This window comes from Arthrobacter sp. E1SS-5 (assembly GCF_057073715.1).
On sequence record NZ_CP172703.1, the window covers coordinates 3,342,869 to 3,362,866 of the forward strand.

Annotated in this window: 23 protein-coding genes; 8 read left to right on the forward strand and 15 right to left on the reverse strand. The window is 65.6% G+C overall.

All coding sequences use genetic code 11. The features are described from left to right. The first annotated feature begins 97 nt into the window (after window positions 1–97). The gene (locus tag ACIGJD_RS15580) at window positions 98–709 is read left to right on the forward strand and encodes an LPXTG cell wall anchor domain-containing protein (protein ID WP_483686952.1); all 612 of its coding nucleotides are present in this window, start codon (window positions 98–100) and stop codon (window positions 707–709) included. 244 nt (window positions 710–953) lie between these two features. Further along, window positions 954–1,409, forward strand: a complete 456-nt coding sequence (locus ACIGJD_RS15585) for a VanZ family protein (RefSeq protein WP_483686953.1) — start codon at window positions 954–956, stop codon at window positions 1,407–1,409. A gap of 8 nt (window positions 1,410–1,417) precedes the next feature. Here the strand turns inward: ACIGJD_RS15585 and galU are convergent, their stop codons facing one another. From galU to ACIGJD_RS15650, 13 genes are all read right to left on the reverse strand, one after another. Beyond that, window positions 1,418–2,308 carry a UTP--glucose-1-phosphate uridylyltransferase GalU gene (gene galU / locus ACIGJD_RS15590; RefSeq protein ID WP_483686954.1) on the reverse strand — a complete coding sequence of 297 codons (891 nt, stop codon included), beginning with the start codon at window positions 2,306–2,308 and terminating at the stop codon, window positions 1,418–1,420. A 59-nt stretch (window positions 2,309–2,367) separates the two neighbouring features. Beyond that, on the reverse strand, window positions 2,368–3,282 hold the full coding sequence (locus tag ACIGJD_RS15595; protein WP_483686955.1) for a nucleotidyltransferase family protein: 915 nt from the start codon (window positions 3,280–3,282) through the stop codon (window positions 2,368–2,370). A gap of 6 nt (window positions 3,283–3,288) precedes the next feature. Then, entirely contained in the window at window positions 3,289–4,848 is a 1,560-nt protein-coding gene (locus ACIGJD_RS15600; protein WP_483686956.1) for a tyrosine-protein kinase domain-containing protein, read from the reverse strand. 47 nt (window positions 4,849–4,895) lie between these two features. Beyond that, on the reverse strand, window positions 4,896–5,900 hold the full coding sequence (locus ACIGJD_RS15605) for a hypothetical protein (RefSeq protein ID WP_483686957.1): 1,005 nt from the start codon (window positions 5,898–5,900) through the stop codon (window positions 4,896–4,898). 208 nt (window positions 5,901–6,108) lie between these two features. Beyond that, window positions 6,109–6,369, reverse strand: a complete 261-nt coding sequence (locus ACIGJD_RS15610; protein ID WP_483686958.1) for a PqqD family protein — start codon at window positions 6,367–6,369, stop codon at window positions 6,109–6,111. A 29-nt stretch (window positions 6,370–6,398) separates the two neighbouring features. Beyond that, window positions 6,399–7,154: a hypothetical protein gene (locus ACIGJD_RS15615; protein ID WP_483686959.1), complete on the reverse strand. Its 756-nt coding sequence runs from the start codon at window positions 7,152–7,154 to the stop codon at window positions 6,399–6,401. Between the two features lie 7 nt (window positions 7,155–7,161). Next, window positions 7,162–7,953, reverse strand: coding sequence for an enoyl-CoA hydratase/isomerase family protein (locus ACIGJD_RS15620; protein ID WP_483686960.1), 792 nt, complete (start codon window positions 7,951–7,953; stop codon window positions 7,162–7,164). 29 nt (window positions 7,954–7,982) lie between these two features. After that, on the reverse strand, window positions 7,983–9,209 hold the full coding sequence (paaE, locus tag ACIGJD_RS15625) for a 1,2-phenylacetyl-CoA epoxidase subunit PaaE (protein WP_483686961.1): 1,227 nt from the start codon (window positions 9,207–9,209) through the stop codon (window positions 7,983–7,985). A 9-nt stretch (window positions 9,210–9,218) separates the two neighbouring features. After that, the gene (gene paaD / locus ACIGJD_RS15630; RefSeq protein ID WP_483689517.1) at window positions 9,219–9,740 is read right to left on the reverse strand and encodes a 1,2-phenylacetyl-CoA epoxidase subunit PaaD; all 522 of its coding nucleotides are present in this window, start codon (window positions 9,738–9,740) and stop codon (window positions 9,219–9,221) included. Between the two features lie 2 nt (window positions 9,741–9,742). Continuing rightward, window positions 9,743–10,669 (reverse strand): 1,2-phenylacetyl-CoA epoxidase subunit PaaC, encoded by a 927-nt coding sequence (gene paaC, locus ACIGJD_RS15635; RefSeq protein ID WP_483686962.1) that lies wholly within the window; start codon window positions 10,667–10,669, stop codon window positions 9,743–9,745. Further along, complete coding sequence (paaB, locus tag ACIGJD_RS15640) at window positions 10,666–11,061, reverse strand: 1,2-phenylacetyl-CoA epoxidase subunit PaaB (RefSeq protein ID WP_483686963.1); 396 nt, start codon at window positions 11,059–11,061, stop codon at window positions 10,666–10,668. The genes paaC and paaB overlap by 4 nt, the downstream gene beginning before the upstream one ends. Next, window positions 11,058–12,065 (reverse strand): 1,2-phenylacetyl-CoA epoxidase subunit PaaA, encoded by a 1,008-nt coding sequence (paaA, locus tag ACIGJD_RS15645; protein ID WP_483686964.1) that lies wholly within the window; start codon window positions 12,063–12,065, stop codon window positions 11,058–11,060. Before paaA ends, paaB begins: the two co-directional genes overlap by 4 nt. Window positions 12,066–12,560: 495 nt before the next feature. Then, on the reverse strand, window positions 12,561–13,298 hold the full coding sequence (locus ACIGJD_RS15650) for an alpha/beta fold hydrolase (protein ID WP_483686965.1): 738 nt from the start codon (window positions 13,296–13,298) through the stop codon (window positions 12,561–12,563). A 109-nt stretch (window positions 13,299–13,407) separates the two neighbouring features. Between ACIGJD_RS15650 and ACIGJD_RS15655 the strand changes: the two genes are divergently transcribed. After that, window positions 13,408–14,070 carry a helix-turn-helix transcriptional regulator gene (locus tag ACIGJD_RS15655; RefSeq protein WP_483689518.1) on the forward strand — a complete coding sequence of 221 codons (663 nt, stop codon included), beginning with the start codon at window positions 13,408–13,410 and terminating at the stop codon, window positions 14,068–14,070. 97 nt (window positions 14,071–14,167) lie between these two features. On the opposite strand, the gene ACIGJD_RS15660 is transcribed toward ACIGJD_RS15655, so the two are convergent. Then, entirely contained in the window at window positions 14,168–14,404 is a 237-nt protein-coding gene (locus tag ACIGJD_RS15660) for a hypothetical protein (protein WP_286398642.1), read from the reverse strand. Window positions 14,405–14,819: 415 nt separating this feature from the next. Here ACIGJD_RS15660 and ACIGJD_RS15665 point away from each other — a divergent pair, with 415 nt between their 5' ends. Genes ACIGJD_RS15665 through ACIGJD_RS15680 form a run of 4 tightly spaced genes read left to right on the forward strand, consistent with a single transcriptional unit; the run spans window position 14,820 to window position 18,020 of the window. Then, entirely contained in the window at window positions 14,820–15,626 is an 807-nt protein-coding gene (locus ACIGJD_RS15665) for a phosphatase PAP2 family protein (protein ID WP_483686966.1), read from the forward strand. Window positions 15,627–15,631: 5 nt separating this feature from the next. Continuing rightward, window positions 15,632–16,324 (forward strand): DedA family protein, encoded by a 693-nt coding sequence (locus ACIGJD_RS15670; protein ID WP_483686967.1) that lies wholly within the window; start codon window positions 15,632–15,634, stop codon window positions 16,322–16,324. A gap of 5 nt (window positions 16,325–16,329) precedes the next feature. Beyond that, window positions 16,330–17,013, forward strand: a complete 684-nt coding sequence (locus ACIGJD_RS15675; protein ID WP_483686968.1) for a response regulator transcription factor — start codon at window positions 16,330–16,332, stop codon at window positions 17,011–17,013. Then, entirely contained in the window at window positions 17,010–18,020 is a 1,011-nt protein-coding gene (locus ACIGJD_RS15680) for a sensor histidine kinase (RefSeq protein ID WP_483686969.1), read from the forward strand. Before ACIGJD_RS15675 ends, ACIGJD_RS15680 begins: the two co-directional genes overlap by 4 nt. 190 nt (window positions 18,021–18,210) lie before the next feature. Here the strand turns inward: ACIGJD_RS15680 and ACIGJD_RS15685 are convergent, their stop codons facing one another. Further along, entirely contained in the window at window positions 18,211–19,218 is a 1,008-nt protein-coding gene (locus tag ACIGJD_RS15685; protein ID WP_376976528.1) for an MIP/aquaporin family protein, read from the reverse strand. Window positions 19,219–19,475: 257 nt separating this feature from the next. Here ACIGJD_RS15685 and ACIGJD_RS15690 point away from each other — a divergent pair, with 257 nt between their 5' ends. Next, window positions 19,476–19,859, forward strand: a complete 384-nt coding sequence (locus ACIGJD_RS15690; protein ID WP_483686970.1) for a hypothetical protein — start codon at window positions 19,476–19,478, stop codon at window positions 19,857–19,859. Window positions 19,860–19,998: the final 139 nt, after the last annotated feature.

Consider the following 19,998-nt stretch of genomic DNA (forward strand, 5'->3'; position numbering starts at 1 on the left):
GGGATATTTATCCGGAGTTCTGCACACGGTCTCGTGCAGAGGGGACATTTCCCCAAAAATCGGGTATCACAACTTAAACGTCTCCGGGGGGACACACATGAAGAAGACTTTCGCTGCACTCGCACTTGCAGGTTCCATCGCACTTATCGGTTCCGCGCCCGCCATGGCCGCAACGTACCCGGCGCTTCCGCCGCAGGCGGCTGTCTCCGACGGCACGGTTGGTCCGGGTGAAACTTTCGTCTTCCGCGGCCAGGGCTTCCGCGCGGGGGAACCGCTGATCATTCGCGTTACGCCGGGCCAGGCTCCGGCCTCCAATGGCGCTGGTGTTGGAAACCGTGCGGTCGCCGCCCGTATTGCCGTTGTCACTGAGGCTCAGACCCTGTCCGCTACCGCAGACGCCCAAGGCGCTGTCGCACTCCCGATTGCTATCAACGAAGCCGGGACCTACTCCATCACCGCTACTGGCACCCAGTCCGGTGTTACCGTTGGTCCCGTCACAGTCACGGTTGCCGCTACTCTGGCCAACACCGGCGGCTCGGTCGCCGGCACCACGGGTGGCGCTCCACTGGCCAACACCGGCGGCCTGGCCAACACCGGTGCTGACTCCGGCCTCGTCCTCTGGACCCTGGTTGGCGCAGGCGCACTGGCCGCCGGCGCAACCTCCGTTGTAGTGGTTCGCCGCCGCGCCAAGACGGAAGCTGCTGCATAGCATCAACGCTCCAAGCACCAACGAAGGTGGGTGCTTCTCCGGAAACGGAGAAGCACCCACCTTTGGCTTTATGTGGTATCAATTTGATTTATGGGGAGACATTGGCGCAAACGACCACGGGAGTACGACCTTTCGGCCCTGCTCCCCCGGCCACAGGTGATGCGCTACACACTCCTTGCTCTCCTGGCCCTATATGCATTCGGAACCGCAGCATTCGCCCTCCTATGTACCGCCTGAGGCTGGCGTGAGATTCCTTCACCATCAGCGGCTCTGGCAACTGGTCCTTGCGGCCTTAGCGATTCCCCTGGCCTTAATCGCTTTCTGGCCATCGCCGGTAGACAAACCGCTTTCCAAGCAGCTCGCAGCGGTCCTCTCCTTCCTCCACCGCCACGGGATTCCCCGCTGGTTCAACTACAGTTTCGTCGAAGCATCCGCCAACGTCGTCCTTTTTATGCCCGTCGGATTTGTGGCCGCACTGGCATTTTCGTCGAAACGCTGGTGGCAGATTGGCGGATTCGGCATGCTGGTTTCCGGCTGTATCGAGCTGGGCCAGCTCATGTTTCTCCACGATCGCTTTGCAAGCCCGTCAGATATCATGACCAACACATCAGGTGCTGTCATCGGAGCGCTGCTGGCCGCCTGGGCCACGAAAAAAGGGAGGCCTACCACCTTACGGCAGCAGGCCTCCCAGAAGCGCTAGAAACTGATTCAGCCTACGAAGCTCTTCATCCAAGTCTTCAGGTCCTCACCGAACTCCACTCGCTCGGACGCGAGGGTAATGACGGCCTTGAGGTAGCTCAGCTTGTCGCCTGTGTCGTAGCGGCGGCCCTTGAAAACCACGCCGTACACGCCGGAGCCTTCGCCCTCGGCGGCGGCAAGGGTCTGCAGAGCGTCGGTAAGCTGGATCTCGTTTCCACGACCCGGCTCGGTGTTCTCCAAGACGCTGAACACGTTGTGGTGCAGCACGTAGCGGCCTATGACCGCCAGGTTGGACGGTGCGTCAGCAGCAGCGGGCTTCTCCACGAGGCTGTTGACGCGGACGTAGTCCTCGCCTTCCACGGCGGTTACGTCCGCGCAGCCGTAGGCGCTGATCTGTGACGGGTCAACCTCGATCAGTGCGATCACGGAACCGCCGGTCTTTTGCTGCACCTCCATCATGGTGCCCAGCAGGTTCTCTGCCTCGTCGATGAGGTCGTCCCCCAGGAGCACGGCGAACGGCTCGTCACCCACGTGCTGCTGCGCACAAAGCACTGCGTGGCCTAGGCCCTTGGCCTCGCCTTGGCGGACATAGTGAATGGGGCCAAGGTTGGAGGCATACTCCACCAGGCCCAGCTTGTCCTTATCCCCCTTGGCCTCTAGGGCAGCTTCCAAGCCCGGCTCGCGGTCGAAGTGGTCCTCCAAAGCTCGCTTGTTACGGCCCGTGATCATCAGCAGGTCGGAGAGACCCGCGTCGATGGCTTCCTCCACAACATACTGAATGGCCGGGCGGTCAACCACCGGCAGCATTTCCTTCGGCATTGCCTTGGTGGCGGGCAGGAAGCGTGTTCCCAATCCGGCAGCAGGAATGACGGCTTTGGTAATAGCTTTCCCCTTAGTCATAGCTGAACCTTAACAAATTTGATGGGATAAGCGGCAATCGGATACGGATATAAACGGGCTCAGTCGTCGCTGCCTATGTGCTTGCGGAGGCCCCGAAGCAGGCTAGGCAGGGCAGATAGAACCCGGGTCCACCGGGCACGATGCTGGCTGAGTTGTCCGAACAGCGACATGTCTGCATAGACGTTCCGACCGATGAAGGCCTCCGGTGGCGGAAAGAGTGCACTCCACAACATCCTTGGTTTGTTCATCCAAGGGGCTTGTAAGATGGCGATGAGATGCGCGCTACCAGGGTGTTGCGCTGAGATCCTGTTTCGCCACTCCCTGGAGGGCTCCGGCCATACAACTTTGATCGTCCGGGGAAGGAGCCCTTCCAAGAAGGGTCGAACAGCCGCAAGGGAGTCTGTGGCCCCGGCGAGCTCCAGAAGTTCCTCCGACAGGGCCTCCCTGACTGTAAGGTCAGCAAGATACCCAAGGTCTTGCACGCAGGCAGGCATCGCGGGAGAGCGCAAAGCGTGCAAGGCCAAGAACAGGACCCCCAGCTCCTTGGCAGGAACAGTCAGTTGCTGACCTGCAAGCGCAATTGTTTCGGTGTTTGCCCATAGGCTCTCGAAGCAGTCGTCGGCAGCTTTTTCCATTCCGGGGAACCTGTAGTGAACGTCAATGCAGCAAGGCCATTCAGGATGGTGAACGGTAACTGAGTGCTTCGGGAAAGTCCTGCTGTCCGGGTCCACCGGCCGTTCCTGCCAACCCCGTTCACGGAGTCCCCCCAGCAAGTCCCCAAGCATTGCGGGTTCAACAAAGACGTCAACGTCTGCCGACACCTTGGGTCCGCGGAGTCCCTGAAGGACGCTGGCTGGCCCCTTGACGAAGAAGACTCTGATGCCCAAGTTATTTGCCAGACGCGCCACGAGGGCGTGCCCGAGGAGCACACCCTCCGGTATCTCGAGCTGCGTTGTACGGGAAGTGCGGGTCACAGCACTCTAGACCCTGGATCGGCGGCCACCCGCCGCTGCTTCCAGCGCTCCCAGAGGGTCCTTCTCATCCCGGCCGTGAGCGGAAGCCGTCTCCGCGGGCGGGGCGGACGCGGCTGTGTACGTTCCGTAGTAGGAATAGGCATCCCGTCCCTTACTGGGAACATAGTTAAGGACGGCGCCCAGAACCCGCCCCTTGACCTTCTCGAGGTTTCCCAAGGACTGGTCCAGCTGCTCCTGGGTGGTCTTGCCGGTCCGGATGACGATGATCGCGCCATCCGCCGCCCGGGAGAGGACAGCAGCGTCCGTGACAGGGAGAAGCGGTGGCGCGTCGATGAGGACCACTGCATCCTTCGCCAAGGCTGCCAGCATGTTCTTCATGGCCTGGGACCCGAGCAGCTCACTGGGGTTGGGCGGGATACGCCCCGAGCCCAGGACTGAAAGGTTTGGCAGGGCACCCCAAGGCTGAAGGACATCAGCCAAATCCGCCGTGCCGGTGAGCACATCGGTGACCCCGACACCCGGAACAAGATTGAAGACGTCCACGAGCGTAGGCCGGCGGAGGTCGCCGTCGACCACCACCACATTTTCACCTGCCGCCGCCATAGTGACCGCAAGATTGGCTGTGACGGTCGACTTGCCCTCTGCCTGAAGCGAACTGGTGACCACGATGACCCGGGGTGGCTGGTCCACGTCCAGGAAGCTTAGGTTGGTGCGCAGCTCGCGAAGAGCTTCGGCCATGGCGCCGTCGGCATCGTGGAGCTGTTCGGCGGTGCCGGCATCCACAATGGTGCTCTTCCCATCCAGCCGGTGGTCTACTGGGAGTGTACCGATGACGGGCACGCCGAACAGCCGTTCGATATCTGCAGCCCGGCGGACGCGGCGGTCCAGGTGACGGCGGATGAGGGCGTAGGCCACGCCGAGAGCCAGCCCGACGAGAGCACCCAAGGCGAGGTTGAGCTTCGTATTGGGTGAGGTGGGGCTGCTGGGAAGGACAGCCTTACCCAGCGGGAGAACACGTACCGCCGTGGCTGCGTTCGCCGATGAGCCGGCGTCGGTAGTTACCGGGCTGGACGCCGTGCCGTTGGAGGGTGCCGTCTCGATGGCTTCCACCTGGGCAGCAAGGCCGTTGACCCAGGCATCGGCCACTCGCTGGGCAGTTGCGGGATCTGTGGATTGGGCGGTTACCCTGATTTCGGCCGTATTCAACGGGACGGTAACGCTGATGCTGCCAAGCAGGGCGTCCGCGGTAGTTTTCAGGTCCAGCGCTTGGATGACCCGGTCCGCGACAAGCCGCGACTTAGCCACGGACTCGTAGTTCTTGACCTTCGCCTTGGCCAGGCTGTCGCCGGCCAGTGCAAGGCTCACATTGTCCGATCCCGGCGTGACCATGATGCCGCGGGAATCGGAGGAATAGATCTTTGGCTGCAGAACGGTCCAACCGGCGGCGGCCATGGTGGCCAGCAAAGTGAGGGCGACGATTGCCTTCCAATATGTCCTGAGGACGTTCAGGTAGTCTGCCAGGTCCAAGCCAGCGGGTGCCTCCGCCGGGGCTGCTGCTGTACTCACGATGGTTCCTTAAGCTCAAGTTCTTGTATGCCCGCATTCGGGCAAGTTCAGTTGCTGGCGCGTTCCAAAATCGACTTGGCGACGAGCTGCTCTGCGGCTCCGGCGACGGCCTCCCGATAACCCTCGGGTTTGCCATGCACGGTACCGATATATGTCGTTATGCCTTCCAGGCTCACGGGATTAGCGCAGGCTGCCCAGACTGCGGGGCCGATGCCGCTGAGGCGCACAATATGGTTGTCCAACATGATCAGAAGGTCCCCGGCGATTGAGACTGCATCCTTTATGGAGGTGCGCTGGATGCAGCCGGCCGGGATCTGCGCTTGTCGGACACTTTTTTCTGCTGCAGGCGCCCACTCTGTCTGGGTAGTCGGCTGCAAACGGAACAGAGGTTCCACCGCGGACGGGAGGTCTGCGGCTTCGGAATAGGTCACCTGCCACACTCCCCCAACGCTCTCGATGAGGCGGCAGAGTGACTGCAGCGGATCCACGACTTCTGCCTGCGAGGACGACTCGGGGACCAGCGCCAGCACAGCATCCGCCAGCGATACCCGCTCCAGCACCGGAGCTGTGTGCCGCGCTCCCTCAATGCGGTTTAGGAGCACGATCGACTGGATGAAGGGCGACGCCGGCGCTACCTGCAGACCAAACTCGTCCGGGGAGGCCTGCCGTTTCGGAGCCCCGGCCCCTTGTTTCACGGACAGCGGCTTGGGATAAGGAACCACAGAGCCGTCCCACGCGATCGCCACCGTCTCATCAGTGACATAGCCATAGGTCCTGGCAAGCACGGAGGCGGCGGTAGTCTTTCCCGTTCCGGACTTTGCCACCAGGGCGACCACTGCCCCGGTAGTTGGATCCGCCACCCCAGACGCGTGGAGCATGGTCAGCTCACCAGCGTTGGCCAGGATGGCGGCAACCGTTAGCCGGGACGTGAGGTTCTCAGCCAGTTCCTCGAAGGAGGCTGCTGCGAGCTGGAACGTGCCGTCCCTGTGTTTCGTGGACGTGCAGGTGACCGATGCCGTGAACGGCCTGCCGGGCAGCGGTTCCACTGGCACGGGGGGCAGCAAAGGCTCGTGGCTGCTGGCGCATCGAGCCCACGCCGAGCTCATGCTGACCCTCTGCTGCCGCGTGACCGTACTACCCCAACGGACCACAAACTGCTGCCCTAAGACGTCGAGGCACAGTAGATCGCTGCCCCTTGCCAACTCCTCGAGTAGGCGCTGCTTCCAGGCCAGCCCTGCGCTTTCCGCTACCGTCATGCCGTTAGTGGGAGACGTCGTTGGCAGACTCGATCAGGCGCTGCTCTTGGAGGCCTGCCAGGAAGCCTTCCACCTGGGCCTGCATCTGTCCTGACTGATCCTCGAAGGTGGCCTCAAGCTCGGAGAAGATCTCCTTCTCGCTGCGCTGTCCATCGATCAGGTCCCAGATGACCGCAGCGGTACCCTCCAGGACCACAGGCTGGGTCGCGTCGAGGTGCAGCAGGGCAACACGGGATCGGGGCTTGGTGCATACTTCTGCGACCAAGCCGCCACGTTTCCAGACCATGCTTGTGGTCACCCAGCCTTCGGCAGAACGATCGTAGTGCTCGGGGCCGATGGCATTTGGGTGGAAATTCCGTTTTGGACGTAGGTAATTACGGTGGTGACCGTGTAAGTGCCTGAATCTTGTTTCTTGCCCGTGTAGCTGTAACCGCTGAAAGCAAAATCGAGAGTGGTGGCACCCGCGGGCAGCGTAGCGCTGAACTCCGCTGCGTTGCTCTGCGGCCGCGTGATGGCCAGAGTGGAAGTCCCCACGCTGACTGTCGAGAAAGAAATTGCAGGTGCAGCTGACGATGGCGGTGTGATGGTAAGTACGACCCTGACCTGGCCGGTGACGCCGCTGAGGTTCTTGAGGCTCAGAAGAGCCGGTACTACCATTCCTGTCCGGTCATGGGCAGTACTTACCGTCGACGTCATGTTCTGGGTACCGGAAGTAAACGAGCCAGTTGCCGGAGTTGCGGTAGGCGTGGGCGTTGGCCCGGACGCTGCAGCCGCAGGGGCCGCGATGGCAGTCGCAATGACCGGAAGGGACCACGCGACACCAGCAGCAACCCGGCGCCGGCTTATGCCGCCCTTTTCTTCCTGACCGATTTCCTCGTTCAAAACCTCAGACAACTGTGCCCCCAGAGTAGGTTCCGGATGCGGCTGCCCGTTGAGACCGGCAGGGCGCATCGGCCGGTTTGCCCGGCTTCGCCTACTCTTACGAACGCAAATAAAGATTTTTGAAAAGGCCTTGCAAGGTTCACTCAAGAATTCTGCAAGGGTTGCCAAAGGGTAATTACACGATCGTAATTCCCGTGAATTTCGGCTCGCGCTTCTCCTGGAAAGCCCGGAAGCCCTCCGCGTAGTCATCGGTCTTGCAGAGGCGCGCCTGCTCCTCGTTTTCCTCCTGCATGGCCTGCCACAGGCCCAGGCGCTGGTCGCGGATGTGCGCCACCAGCTCCTTCGAGGCAACAAAAGCGCCGGTAGCACCGGCAGCAACGCGCCCAACAATGGCCCGAGTGGACTCCAGCAACGAATCAGCAGGCATCGCCCGGCTGAACATGCCCTGCGCCACCGCCTCGGCGCCCGAGATCAGGTCCGCCGTGTAGATCAGGTCCAGCGTCCGGTGCATTCCCAGCCGCTCGGTGAAGTACCAGTGCCCGCCCGAATCCAGCGTGGCCCCCAGCTTGGCGAACGGCGACCCGAACTTCGCGTTCTCCGCCACGTACACCACGTCCGTGGCCAGCAGCAGCCCCAGCCCTACGCCCAGGCAGGCGCCCTGGGCCGCGGCAAAGGTCGGGGCCGGGAAAGGCGCCATCTTCTTCAGCAGCGGCTCCACCAGCCCGCCCAGGTACGCCGCCGCGTCGTCGTTCTCTGGGGTGACCCCCGCAATGTCCCGGCCCGCGCAGAAGGCCCGGCCCTCTCCCCTCAGCAGCAGCGCCCGCACCTCACCACGTGAGGCGGCGGCAGCAGCGTCGTCGTACGCCTGTGCCAAATCCCGCAGCGCCTGCTCATCCAGCGAGTTCAGCTTCTGCGGCGCATCCAGCACTACCTCGGCGATGCCATTGCTGATGGAAAGGGAAATCATGGAACTCCTCTGTTCAAAACGAAAAAGACTTAGACGTCGAAGTCGACCGTGACTTCCTTGCTGGTGGGGTGGCTCTGGCAGGTCAGGACGTAGCCCTTGTCCAGCTCATCCTGCTCCAGCGCGTAGTTCTCGTCCATGGTCACGCTGCCGGTGACCACCTTGGCCCGGCAGGTGCCGCACACTCCCCCGGCGCACGCGAACGGCACGTCCGGGCGCACCCGCAGCGCCGCGTTCAGGATCGACTCGCGGGCATGGGTAGGGCTGGCCACCTCGCCCTGCAGGCCGTCCAGCTTGAACGTGATTTTGTACGTCTCCTTGGACTCGTCAACGATCACGGGACGGCCGGCCTGACCCTCCGGGCGGTCCGGCTTGCCGGACGTGAACAGCTCGAACCGGACGTTCTCCGGCTTCACCCCGCGCTCGGCCAGGATGTCCCGGCACAGCTGCACCAGCTCGAACGGCCCGCACAGGAACCACTCGTCCACATCGTCCGCGTGCAGGGCGGTGCCCAGCAGCTGCTGCAGCTTCTCCGCATCGATCCGGCCGGACAGCAGCGGCGCAATCCGCTGCTCACGGCTCAGCACGTGGTGGATGGCCAGCCGCTGCGGGTACTTGTCCTTCAGGTCCGCCAGCTCCTCCAGGAACATCACGTCCATGGCCGCCTTGTTGGCATAGATCAGGTCGAACCGGGTGTCCGGGTTGGCGGCCAGCAGCGTCCGGGCGATGGCGATCACCGGGGTGATGCCGGAGCCGGCGGCGATGGCCACGAAGTTCCCCGGCTCCCCCGCGAGTTCTTCAGGATGGTTCATGGAGTTCATGACGTTCTGCTCCACGGCCTGCCCGTCCCGGCCGTGCTTGGACACGAACGCGCCCATGGGGCTCATCACGTCCAGGGTGTCCCCCGCCTTCAGCTCGGCGTTGGCCCACGTGGAGAACAGCCCGCCCAGGTCTTTCTTGATGGCCACGCGGATCTCGCTGGTGCCGTCCGCGAAGCTGCGCGGCTCGGCGCAGATGGAGTAGCTGCGGCGGATTTCCTTCCGCTCGCCGGTCTCGTCCGGCAGCGTGGTGCGCAGGGCCACGTACTGGCCGGGCAGGTAGTCGAACTTGCCGGCGAGCTCGGCCGGCACATGGAAGCTGACCTCGATGGCATCGTCGGTGAGCCGGCGCACCTCCTTCACCTCAAGGGTGTGGAAGGACGGACGACGGCGGCCGGTCGCCTCAGCCTCTTCGGCGGCGGTCTGGCGGACAACAGTCATGGTGGTTCCTTACAGGACTTTGAAGTAGTCGAACGGTTCCTTGCAGTCCTGGCAGACGTACAGCGCCTTGCAGGACGTGGAACCAAAGCGGGTGAGTTCCCTGGTGTTGAGGCTGTTGCACTGCGGGCACTTGACGGCCAGGCTCAGCCGGATGGGGCCGCTGTGGCCGCCTGCCCGGGAGTTGCCGCTGGGCGGGGCGATGCCGTACTCCTGCAGCTTGGCCTTGCCGGCCTCGGTCATCCAGTCCGTGGTCCACGCCGGGGCCAGGACCAGGTCCACGTGCACGTCCCCGTAGCCCTCTTTCTCGAAGGCTTTGTAGAGGTCGTCCCGGATGGCGTCCATGGCCGGGCAGCCCGAGTACGTGGGCGTGATGGTGACGGTGACTTTGTTGTCCGTGACCTGCACGTCCCGCAGGATGCCCAGGTCCGCGATGGTGAGCACCGGAATCTCCGGGTCCACCACGGTGGCCGCGATGTCCCACGCATCCTGCTGCGGAGTGCGGGTCCGGGATTCGAAGTCCGAGATGTACACGGTCACCAGCTCGCTCCGGGATGCTCGCGGGCCAGCACCTGCATCTCCGCGAGGATGTAGCCCAGGTACTCCGAGTGCTTGCCCTGCCGGCCGCCGCCCGGGGCTGGCGGCACGTCCGGGACTTCCAGCTCGGCCTCTTTGAGGACGTCGGCGACCAGGCGGTCAAAGTCCTCCCTCAGGCTGGAAGGCGCGACGGCGGCGCCCGCCTGGGCGAGCCTTTCGGTCAGTTCGTCGTCCTGGAACAGTTCATTGACGTACGGCCACATGGTCCGCAGGCCGTGGATCATCCTGGTGCGGGACTCCTCGGTGCCGCCGGCGAGGCGCAGGACCCACTGGGTGCTGTGGTCGCGGTGGTAGTCCACTTCCTTCACGGCCTTGGCGGCGATGGCGGCCAGGGTGGCGTCAGTGGATTCGGTGAGGCGGCGGTACAGCTCGTACTGGTAGTAGCTCACCGCGAACTGGCGGGCGATGGTGGCCGCGAAGTCGCCGTTGGGCTGCTCGAACAGCTGGACACTGCGGAACTCGTGCTCGCGGCGGAAGTAGGCCAGGTCATCCTCGGACTTGGGGGTGCCGTCCTCCTTGGGCATGCCGGCGCCGGCGTAGGTGAGGAAACTGCGGGCGTGGCCCAGCTGGTCCAGGGCGATGTTGCCCAGGGCGATGTCCTCCTCCAGCTCCGGGGCGCGGGAGATCCAGTGGCCCAGGCGCTGCGCGAGGATCAGGGCGTCATCGCCGAGCCGCAGCGCGTACTCGGCTGCGTCCGCGGATGGCTTTGCGAGGCCGGTCTTGACCTCCAGGGCAATGTCCTCCGGGCGGAGGGCGTTGCCGGGGGTGATGCGGGTTGCGGACGCGTTCGAGTCGCCGCCGGCCACACCGGTCGAGATGTCGCCGTGGCCAGTGGTCTCTGTTGCTTCGGGTGCTTGGGGGCTCACAGGTGCTTCACTCCCTCGCTCTTGGTGTAGTACGTGGCGTGCCGGTAGTCCTTGCCCTGCGGGGACTCGAAGAAGGAGCCCTTGGAGTCGGGGTCACTGGCGGCGATGGCGTCGGCCGGGACCACCCAGATGGAGACGCCCTCGTTGCGGCGGGTGTAGAGGTCGCGGGCGTTGCGGAGGGCCATGGCGGCGTCCGGGGCGTGCAGGGAGCCAGCGTGGACGTGGCTCAGGCCGCGGCTGGACCGGACGAAGACCTCCCAGAGACCCCAGGTGGAGCGGTCGTGGTGGTCCGCCGCCGGGGCTGCCTCAACCTTGGGGCTGGCCTTCGGGGCTTCGCGGTTGATCTGGGTGGCCGAGCTGGCCGGGGTTTCGGGGTTGCCGTGCGGGCTCATGCTGCGTGTTCCTTCTGCATCTTTGCTGACTGTTTTGCTGCGTAAGCCGCGGCTGCTTCCCTGACCCAGGCGCCGTCGTCGTGCGCTGCCCTCCGGCGCTCAAGGCGCTGGGCGTTGCAGGGACCGCGGCCGGCCAGGACTTCCTGGAACTCGTGCCAGTCCAGGGGGCCGTGCTCCCACTTTTTGGTGTCCTCGTTGAAGCGGACCTGGTCATCGGGGAGGGTGAGGCCCAGGACCCGGACCTGCTCCACCATCATGCCGACGAACCGGCTGCGGAGCTCGTCATTGCTGAACCGCTTGATGTTCCAGGCCATGGACTGCTTGGAGTTGGGTGAATCGTCATCCGGCGGGCCGAACATCATCAGGGCCGGGGCGTACCAGCGGTTCACGGCGTCCTGGGCCATCTGCTTCTGCTCCGGGGTGCCATTGGAGAGCTCGAGGAGGATCTCGAAGCCCTGGCGCTGGTGGAAGGACTCCTCCTTGCAGATGCGGACCATGGCGCGGCCGTAGGGACCGTAGGATGCGCGGCACAGCGGGACCTGGTTGCAGATGGCTGCGCCGTCTACCAGCCAGCCGATGGCACCCATGTCCGCCCAGGTGAGGGCCGGGTAGTTGAAGATGCTGGAGTAGCGGGCCTTGCCGGCGATGAGGTCGTCCATCATCTTGTCGCGGGACTGGCCCAGGGTTTCGGCGGCGCTGTAGAGGTAGAGCCCGTGGCCGGCCTCGTCCTGGACCTTGGCCATGAGGATGGCCTTGCGCTTCAGGCTCGGTGCGCGGGAGATCCAGTTGGCCTCCGGCTGCATGCCGATGATCTCCGAGTGCGCGTGCTGGCTCACCTGGCGCAGCAGGGTCTTGCGGTAGGCGGCGGGCATCCAGTCGCGGGGCTCGATGCGCGAGTCCTCGGCGATGATCCGGTCGAAGTGGGCCTGGCCTGCCGCATCTGCTGTTTCGCTGGTTCCAGCCGTTAGCTCGACCGGCACTGACTGCAAGTTCTGCGCTGCCATGGTTGCTCCTATGCAAAGACCTGATGGGCGGCTCGGAATTATTTACCGACCGTTCGTTCAGGATATGTTGGCGCGCGGGAACTCGTCAAGCGTGCGCGCTCTCCTTTCCACGCCCGCTCACGTCCTGCACCTTTTCCTCCAACGCCCGCTCACGTTTGGCAACCTTTCCCCCAACGCGCGCTCACGTTTGGCAGTCTTTCCCCCAACGCGCGCTCACGTTTGGCAGCCTTTCCCCCAACGCGCGCTCACGTTTGGCACCGAGGCGCGGGCCGCCGTCGTACGTTTCCTGACCCAGCTGCAGCCCTGGCACTTTCGACGCGGATGTTCATTGCCGCGGCGGATGCTCCCCTGCGCACCCCGAATGCGGGCCGTGAAAAGGAATCTGCGCAGCGAAAACTGGTTCGCGCATCGCCAGGCCTGTAAACGGACCTGCACCCGGGAAGACGGAAAGGGGCCAGTCGGACCCGACTGACCCCTTGCCGTGGCACATACCCTTCAGTTGGCTCGGGAAGCCGCTGACTGTATGACCTGGGCGAGGTCGCGGGGACGGCTCCACATGGGCCAATGCCCCGTGGGGAGATCGACAACGTCAAGGTGCTCAATGTTCGCCACTTCGGCAAACATTGGATGGCCGGCGCGGGTCAGCTCCAGCACCTGCGCGCTCGGGATGGAGCAGCAGACCAGGGTGGTGGGGACCTTGCGGCGGGCCTCGTTCGTGAGCTCGACGGGCTGACGAAGCACGGGTCCCGGCTCAGGGACGGCCCGGGCCTGGAAACGCTCAAGGACCTCTGTGCTCAGCCCTTCGAGGCTCGCCTGCTCTGCAAGGGCTTCGAGGGGCGGCAGTGGAAACTCCTTCAACTCCTCCGGAAAGTCGGGGGCGAAGGCGCTTCCGGCCGCGACAGGGCCGGAGTCGATCCACACCACCCGGCGGACAAGCCCAGGGTGCCGGTCGAGGACGAGGCTGACGGGGGCGTTCGCCCCGCTGTGGGCGACGAGGGTTGCGGGCTGGTGCTCGGAGACTCCGAGTTGAGCCATTCGGTCGAGGACCGCAGCGGCTTGATCGTCGAGAGTTTTCACCGCACGCAGGGGATCGGCCCCGTCGAGGCCGGGCAGCGTCATGGCGATGGCACGGGAGTAGTCGGTTGGCAGGTGTTCAAGCACCTCATCCCACGCCCACGCGCCCAGCCAGTGGCCGGCGATAAGAATAATCGGACTGCTTGCAGTGGTTGTCATGCCCCTACCCTCGCAGGCGCCGTGGACAAGGGTATGTCACTGTTTATGTCATGAATTCCTCGGGGTACGAACAGTGAAACGGGTGGAACGGCTCCATGCCCTGTCCGATATGTTGCGCCGCAGCGGCACGCGTGGCGTTTCGGCCGAACGGTTGGCGGGAGAGTTTGAGGTATCCGTGCGCACCGTCAAGCGGGACCTCGATGCGCTGGAGAACAGCGGCGCGCCAATTTGGTCCCGCCCGGGTCCCGGCGGGGGCTACGGATTGGCTGTCGGCTCGTCCTTGCCGCCGGTGACCTTGTCCCCGGCGCAGGCAGTGGCGCTAATGGCGGCCGTCTCCGCTGCCCCCGATGCCCCCTACGCCGATCTGGCTGCAGCAGGGATTAGGAAGATCCTGGACGTCCTCGATCCCAAGACCCGTGCACGAGCCGACGAACTGGCCCATCGCGTCTGGGTCAACACGCCTGCCTCCTCCTCGCGCGCCATCCGCTCCGCGCTGGAGGAGGCGATGGCCGAACAGCGGGTAGTCCGCATCCGCTACACATCGGGAGCGGCTGCCACCACCACCCGCGACGTGGAGCCAGTGCTGTTCGCCTCCACGAACGGCCAGTGGTACCTGGTTGGGTGGTGCCAGCTGCGCAGAGACATACGCTGGTTCACGGTGTCGCGCATCGAGCGGGCCAGCGTGACCAAGACGCCTTGCAGCGGCCACACCATCGACGAGGTGGGAGAACCTCCGGCGAACGCCAGGCCGGTGCACGGCCGGGACAGGTGAATCCCGCACCGGACCCCGCACTTCAACGTAATCCCGTTTCCGGGGTGGACGCGTCAGGCCCTCAACCGCGGGACTGCGCGAAAGCCATGCGCCGGGGTTATTTCTTCCAGGCCCGCCCCGGGGTCTTGGACAAGGTGGCGGCCACAGCCAGGGCACCGGCCACCTGCGCCACCCCAAGGATCCGGGTCAGGCCCGGGCGTTGCTTGAACCAGGCCATGAGCGGAGCCCAGGGCCCGAACTCCCACCGTGCGCAATGCTCCACCGGGTACAGGGCGGTGAGTACGCCGTCCCCGATCTCCGCCATGACCAGCGACTCCACGACCCGAACGTCCATGAGATTTCCTCCCGCACCTGGTCCGATCCTTACTGATCGGGCCCCTGGAAACAGTGTGCGGCGGGCAGCCACGGCAGCTTAGGGCTGAAAGCCCTGAATCGGATCAGCTCCCGATGCGCTTAGGACGCGGATACTCAGTGCCGGGGCGGATGCTCCCCTGCGCGGCCCAAATATGCGGCGCGAAAAGGAATCTGCGCAGCGGAAACGGGTTTGCTCGTCGCGGGTTTGCTCGTCGCCGGCATGCCGCCACCCCGGCACCCCGCCACCCGGCACGCCGCGCGCGAAAGCCGCGGACCGCCGTCGTACACCCCTAAACCGAGCGGGCGAAAGGCGCGCGCCGCCGTCGTACACCCCTGCCCACAGCCGGGAACCAGCACTTCTTAAGCCTTTCTTAAAGCCCAGGGGGGAGAGTGGGATGACGGGCCGAACAGCGGCCCCCACGCCCCGCCCCAAGGAAGAAATGCACGGATCAGCCCGCGACGACCGACCGCAACAGCACAGCACGCCCACGGCACCCCCGGCCGTCGGCACCCAGTTCAGGGCACTCCCCCAGCCCCGGTACTGGCTGCCGTTGGGCATCCTGCTGTGCGCCGCCGTCGTGGTGCTGCGCCTTACCGTGCAGTTGGTTCCAGGCGACACAATCGCAGAACTGGGCGTTGACCAAAATCTCAGCCTGCACCACGTTGCCGTGCTGACCGCCGTGGCGATGGGGATCAACCTGCTGTTCGGCCCGGTGGCGGGCCTGGCCCTCATCGCGGTCGCTGCCCTGGGCATCTGGCTGTTCCGGCGCGACCTGGTGACTGCCGTGGCCTTCGGGCTCACCGCGTGCTCGGGCTGGGTGGCGAGCGAGGCCTTCAAGCTCCTGCTCGCCCGGCAGCGGCCCAACCCCGCGCTGCTGTTCGACCCCCTGGCGCCGGAGACCGGATCCAACAGCTTCCCCAGCGGCCACGTCAGCTTCGCCGTGGCCCTGGCCTTCGCGCTGTACTTCCTGGCCCGCCGGACCCGCTGGGCAAAGCCGGTCGCGGTGGCGGGAGCCGCGATGGCGCTGATCGTCGCCTGGTCCCGGCTGTACGTGGGGGTCCACTACCCCACCGACGTCGCGGCCTCCTTCTTTGCCGCCAGCGCCGCAGCCATCCTGCTCGCCGGGCTCTGGAACCGCTATGCCCCCGCCCTGGTGGAACGGCTTCCCGCCACGATCGTCCGCCCCTTCGGCCGGGCGTAAGAATCATGCACACCCTCCTGATACCGCTGGCGGCGGCCACGGGCTCGCCGTCGCTGCTGGACCCCGCCGGGCTGCTTGAGGGCTTTGGCCCGGCCGCACTGGGCGTCATCGCCGCAATGGTGTTCATCGAATCCGGCGTGCTGTTCCCCTTCCTGCCCGGCGATTCCCTCCTCTTCACCGCGGGCCTCCTGCACCAGCAGCTGAACCTGGCACTGCCTCTGCTGATCGGCGTGATTACCGCGGCCGCGATCGGCGGCGACCAGGTGGGGTACCTGCTGGGGCGCAAGTTCGGCCGCCGCTGGTTCAAGGACGATGCCCGCATCCTCAAAACCTCCCACCTGACCGTCACGGAAGAGTTCTTCCGCCGCCATGGAGGCGCCGCCGTCGTACTGGCCCGTTTTGTGCCCATGGTGCGCACCTTCGCGCCGGTCACCGCCGGAATTGCCCGCTACGAGTACAAGGCGTTCACGCTCTGGAACATGGCGGGCGCCCTGGCGTGGGCGACGTCGGTGACCCTCCTGGGCACGTGGCTGGGACACTACGCGATCATCGCCAACAACATCGACGTCATTGCCGTGGTGATGGTCCTGGTCTCCGTGGTGCCGTGGATCGTGGAGTACGTGAAGCGCCGGCGGAAGGCAAAGCTGGCGGCTGCGGACCCTGTTGACGGCGGTGTTGAGGCGGCTGCGGAAGAATAGGCGGCATGACGACAGGTGAGGGGCCGGCCCTGCTGCTGGTGGAGGACGATCCCGTCCTGGGTCCGCTGATTGCCGAGCTGCTGGAGCCGGACTTCACGGTGCGGTTGGCCGCGAACGGGCAGGAGGGCCTGCACCTGGGGCTGACGCAGCCGTGGGACGCGATGGTGATCGACCGCGGCCTGCCCGTCATGGACGGCCTCAGCCTCATCGCCGCCCTGCGGGCCAAGGGCATCGGCACCCCCATCCTGATCCTCACCGCGCTGGGCGACACCGACGAGAAAGTCCGCGGCCTGGACGCCGGTGCCAACGACTACCTGACAAAACCGTTCGACGGCGGCGAGCTGGCTGCGCGCCTGCGCGCACTGACGCGCACGTACGGTCCGCCGGTGGGTCCGGCCGCGGGTCCAGTGAGCATTGGCAGCTGGGAATTCCACCCGGCGTCGCGCGCTGTCCGTTCCCTGTACGGCGACCTGGTGACGCTGACGGCAAAGGAGGCCGAGGTGCTGGCCGCGCTGGCCGCGGAGCCGGAGCGGGTGTTTACCCGGGACGAACTGCTTGCCGCGCACTTCCAGGAGACGGACCAGCCCGGCGTGATCGACACCTATGTCCACCACCTGCGCCGCAAGATCGACAGGACCGTGATCCGGACCGTCCACGGCGTGGGCTACCAGATTGGCGAGCCGTCATGACTGGTTCCGTTTCACGCTCCACCCCTGCTGCAGCCGGCGACCCGGACCGGGAGATCCTGCGCCGCGCGTCCCTGAAGGTGGCACTGCGCATCAGCGCCGGTGTTGCCGCGCTGGTGCTGATCCTCCTGGCCGCCGCCACCGCCTTTCTGATGTACAAGCTCGCGCATCCGGTGCAGCCTGCTTCCGAACCTGGAAGGCCGTACACCTACCTCGACTCCGGGGACCTGATCGAGGGCATGATCCTGGCGGGCCTGGCCGGCGTGGTGTTGGCGGGCTTTGTGGGCTGGCTCAGCGCGCGCAGCGCCATCCGGCCGCTGGGCGAGGCGCTGGCCCGGCAACGGCGGTTCGTCCAGGACGCAAGCCACGAACTTCGCACCCCGCTGGCCATCCTGGACACCCGCATCCAACTGGCCCAGCGGAAAGCCGAACCCGGGTCCGAGCCTGCGCTCGCCCTGGCCAAGATCCGGGAGGACGCGTCCACTTTGACTGGGATCGTGAACGAGCTGCTCCTGGCCGCGACCGGTTCCGCTTCCGGGCCGGAGGTGGCGCCGGTGGACGTGGCTTCGGCTGCCGAGTCCGTTGCGGGCAGCCTTCAGGACCTTGCGCGGCAACAGGGCGTCCAGTTAACGTTCGACGGCGGCGGGCCGGCTTTGGTGCGGATCGATCCCAGTTCGTTCCGGCGGGCGGTGCTGGCCCTGGCGGACAACGCGCTGGCGCATACCCCGACGGGTGGGAGCATCACCATCTCCGCCTCGGTGGAGGGTTCCTGGGCGCTGGTCCGGGTGGCGGATACGGGATCCGGGATCAGCGGGGTGGACCCGGACCGGATCTTCGACCGCTTTGTCCGAGCCGGTGGGACTGGCGCTTCTACGGGGCGGCGCAGCTTCGGGATCGGGCTGGCCCTGGTCCGCGAGATCGCCTCCGCGGCCGGCGGCACCGTGAAGGTGGCCCGCACCGGCCCGGACGGGACCACGATGGAACTGGCGCTGCCCCTGGCTTCTGGCTGATCGCCGTTGCCTTGACCCGCGATTTTGTTTTCGACGCGGAAACGCGCTATCGACGCGGATGTTCCCTTTCGCGGCCCACATTTGGGCCGCGAAAGGGAACGTGCGCCTCGGCGGGGAACATGCGCGTCCCCAGCGCGGGCACTCAGGAGGCGCCGCCGTCGTGCTTTCCCTGCCTGTGGCTGGCTGCGCTTCAGGCGGCCCTGCGCTTCGGGGTGGTCCGGGTCTCCGGAACTGACGTCGCAGCCTCGGTGGCGGGAGGAGTTTCGCCGCCGGCGCGGCCCGGAGGCGTGGATTCCTGCGTCCGTGCGCGGGCGTCGAGGACGTCGCCGATGAACCAGTCGTAGATCAGCACGCCGATTACGCCGCCGACGACCGGGCCGACGATGGGCACCCAGAAGTACCAACTGAAGGCGCCGTCCACTGTGCCAGGCAGCGCCGTTTGGCCCCATCCGGCCATCCATGCGAAGAGCCGGGGGCCGAAATCACGGGCCGGGTTGATGGCGTAGCCTGCGTTGGCACCGAGGGAGATGCCGATGGCGGCCACCGCGAGCCCGATCATGAACGGGCCCAGGTTCGCCTGGACGGCAGTGTTGCGCATGTCGATGATGGCCACGACGAACATCACCAGGAATGCCGTGCCCACGATCTGGTCAACCAGCGGGCCGACGGCGTTTCCGTTGAAGTAGGGCGCCGGGAACGTGGCGAAGATGGAGTAGGTGGCCAGCCCCTTCGCGTCGCCACGGCCGGTGCCTACGGCCTTGTTGTAGGCGTCGATGGCGTTGTAGTACAGCAGGTACACCAGCGCCGCCCCGGCGAAAGCCCCCACCACCTGGGCCACGATGTACGGGCCCACTTTGCGCCACGGGAACTTGCGGCGGACCGCGAAAGCAATCGTCACGGCCGGGTTGATGTGGGCGCCGCTGACGCCGCCGGCCACATACACAGCCAACGCCACGGCCAGGGCCCATCCCCAGGCAATGAGCAACCAGTCGCCCGCGGCCATGAAGATGGTGGTTGATGTTTGGGCACGGCCCGATCCTGGCAACGCGGCCACAGCCATGGCCACCACGCCGTCGCCGAACGCGATCAGCACGAACGTGCCCAGGAACTCCGCAAGCAGTTCGCCCCAGGTTCCACCCAATCGCTTGAGCCCGCTGCCATTGCGGACCGCATTTCTCAGTGGAGTGACATCACTCATCGCAGTACCTTCTTTGCGATTTTCTTGGTTTTTGGCCTCACCTCAGGACCAATTGACAATCTGGGTTCTTTTATGCTACGCCGAAAGTGTCCCTAGGCAACAGACCGACAGCCGGCCCCACCGGACGGCACTTCTGACAACCGGCACCTGCCACCGCGTTTGAGCTGGCCGGGAGCCGGATTCCGCCAGCGAAGAGACACCGGACAGGACCAGGTTGCCGACACAGGGACGTGGAGTTCGTTCGGAAAGGCAAGACCATGAACGACAGCAGCAACATCGAAAACACCCCAACCGCGGACTTGGCACCGGAGGAACGGGAGCTGCGCGGACGCTACGTCAAGGGCGACTTTGGCAAGGCCGGAGCACAGCGGGGCCGCCATGCGGAGGACGAAGAGGGCCAGTACGTCGAAGGGGACTACGGCGGCGCAGGCGCTGAAGGCGGACTGCCCGAACCCCTGGGCGACAGGACCGTGGGGGCCGGCCGCTACGTGAAGGCCGACTACGGCGAGGCCGGACCAGTACCCGGCAGGTCCGCGGCATCCGAAACCGGCCGGTACCCCAAAGGTGACTACGGGAAGGGCGGCAGCGTGGAGCCCACGCGCAAGCCGGGTGATACACCGGACGCACGTGCGGAGCGGTAGCCCCCGACCCGGCCAAAGCGGCCTGCCCGCCTGCAGAAGGTGGCGGGCCGCTTTGGTGCGCGCCGGCGTCGTACTTTTCTGCCTGAACCCGCGCCGGCGCTTGGCTGCCTTTCTCGACGCGCGTGTGTAATTTCGACGC

Bases quoted from the DNA above. Each gene is read 5' to 3' on its own strand.
- ACIGJD_RS15580 (WP_483686952.1), top strand. From the start codon at position 98: ATGAAGAAGACTTTCGCTGCACTCGCACTTGCAGGTTCCATCGCACTT.
- galU (WP_483686954.1), bottom strand. From the start codon at position 2,308: ATGACTAAGGGGAAAGCTATTACCAAAGCCGTCATTCCTGCTGCCGGA.
- ACIGJD_RS15620 (WP_483686960.1), bottom strand. From the start codon at position 7,953: ATGATTTCCCTTTCCATCAGCAATGGCATCGCCGAGGTAGTGCTGGAT.
- paaE (WP_483686961.1), bottom strand. From the start codon at position 9,209: ATGACTGTTGTCCGCCAGACCGCCGCCGAAGAGGCTGAGGCGACCGGC.
- paaB (WP_483686963.1), bottom strand. From the start codon at position 11,061: ATGAGCCCGCACGGCAACCCCGAAACCCCGGCCAGCTCGGCCACCCAG.
- paaA (WP_483686964.1), bottom strand. From the start codon at position 12,065: ATGGCAGCGCAGAACTTGCAGTCAGTGCCGGTCGAGCTAACGGCTGGA.
- ACIGJD_RS15650 (WP_483686965.1), bottom strand. From the start codon at position 13,298: ATGACAACCACTGCAAGCAGTCCGATTATTCTTATCGCCGGCCACTGG.
- ACIGJD_RS15655 (WP_483689518.1), top strand. From the start codon at position 13,408: ATGTTGCGCCGCAGCGGCACGCGTGGCGTTTCGGCCGAACGGTTGGCG.
- ACIGJD_RS15660 (WP_286398642.1), bottom strand. From the start codon at position 14,404: ATGGACGTTCGGGTCGTGGAGTCGCTGGTCATGGCGGAGATCGGGGAC.
- ACIGJD_RS15665 (WP_483686966.1), top strand. From the start codon at position 14,820: ATGACGGGCCGAACAGCGGCCCCCACGCCCCGCCCCAAGGAAGAAATG.
- ACIGJD_RS15670 (WP_483686967.1), top strand. From the start codon at position 15,632: ATGCACACCCTCCTGATACCGCTGGCGGCGGCCACGGGCTCGCCGTCG.
- ACIGJD_RS15675 (WP_483686968.1), top strand. From the start codon at position 16,330: ATGACGACAGGTGAGGGGCCGGCCCTGCTGCTGGTGGAGGACGATCCC.
- ACIGJD_RS15680 (WP_483686969.1), top strand. From the start codon at position 17,010: ATGACTGGTTCCGTTTCACGCTCCACCCCTGCTGCAGCCGGCGACCCG.
- ACIGJD_RS15685 (WP_376976528.1), bottom strand. From the start codon at position 19,218: ATGAGTGATGTCACTCCACTGAGAAATGCGGTCCGCAATGGCAGCGGG.
- ACIGJD_RS15690 (WP_483686970.1), top strand. From the start codon at position 19,476: ATGAACGACAGCAGCAACATCGAAAACACCCCAACCGCGGACTTGGCA.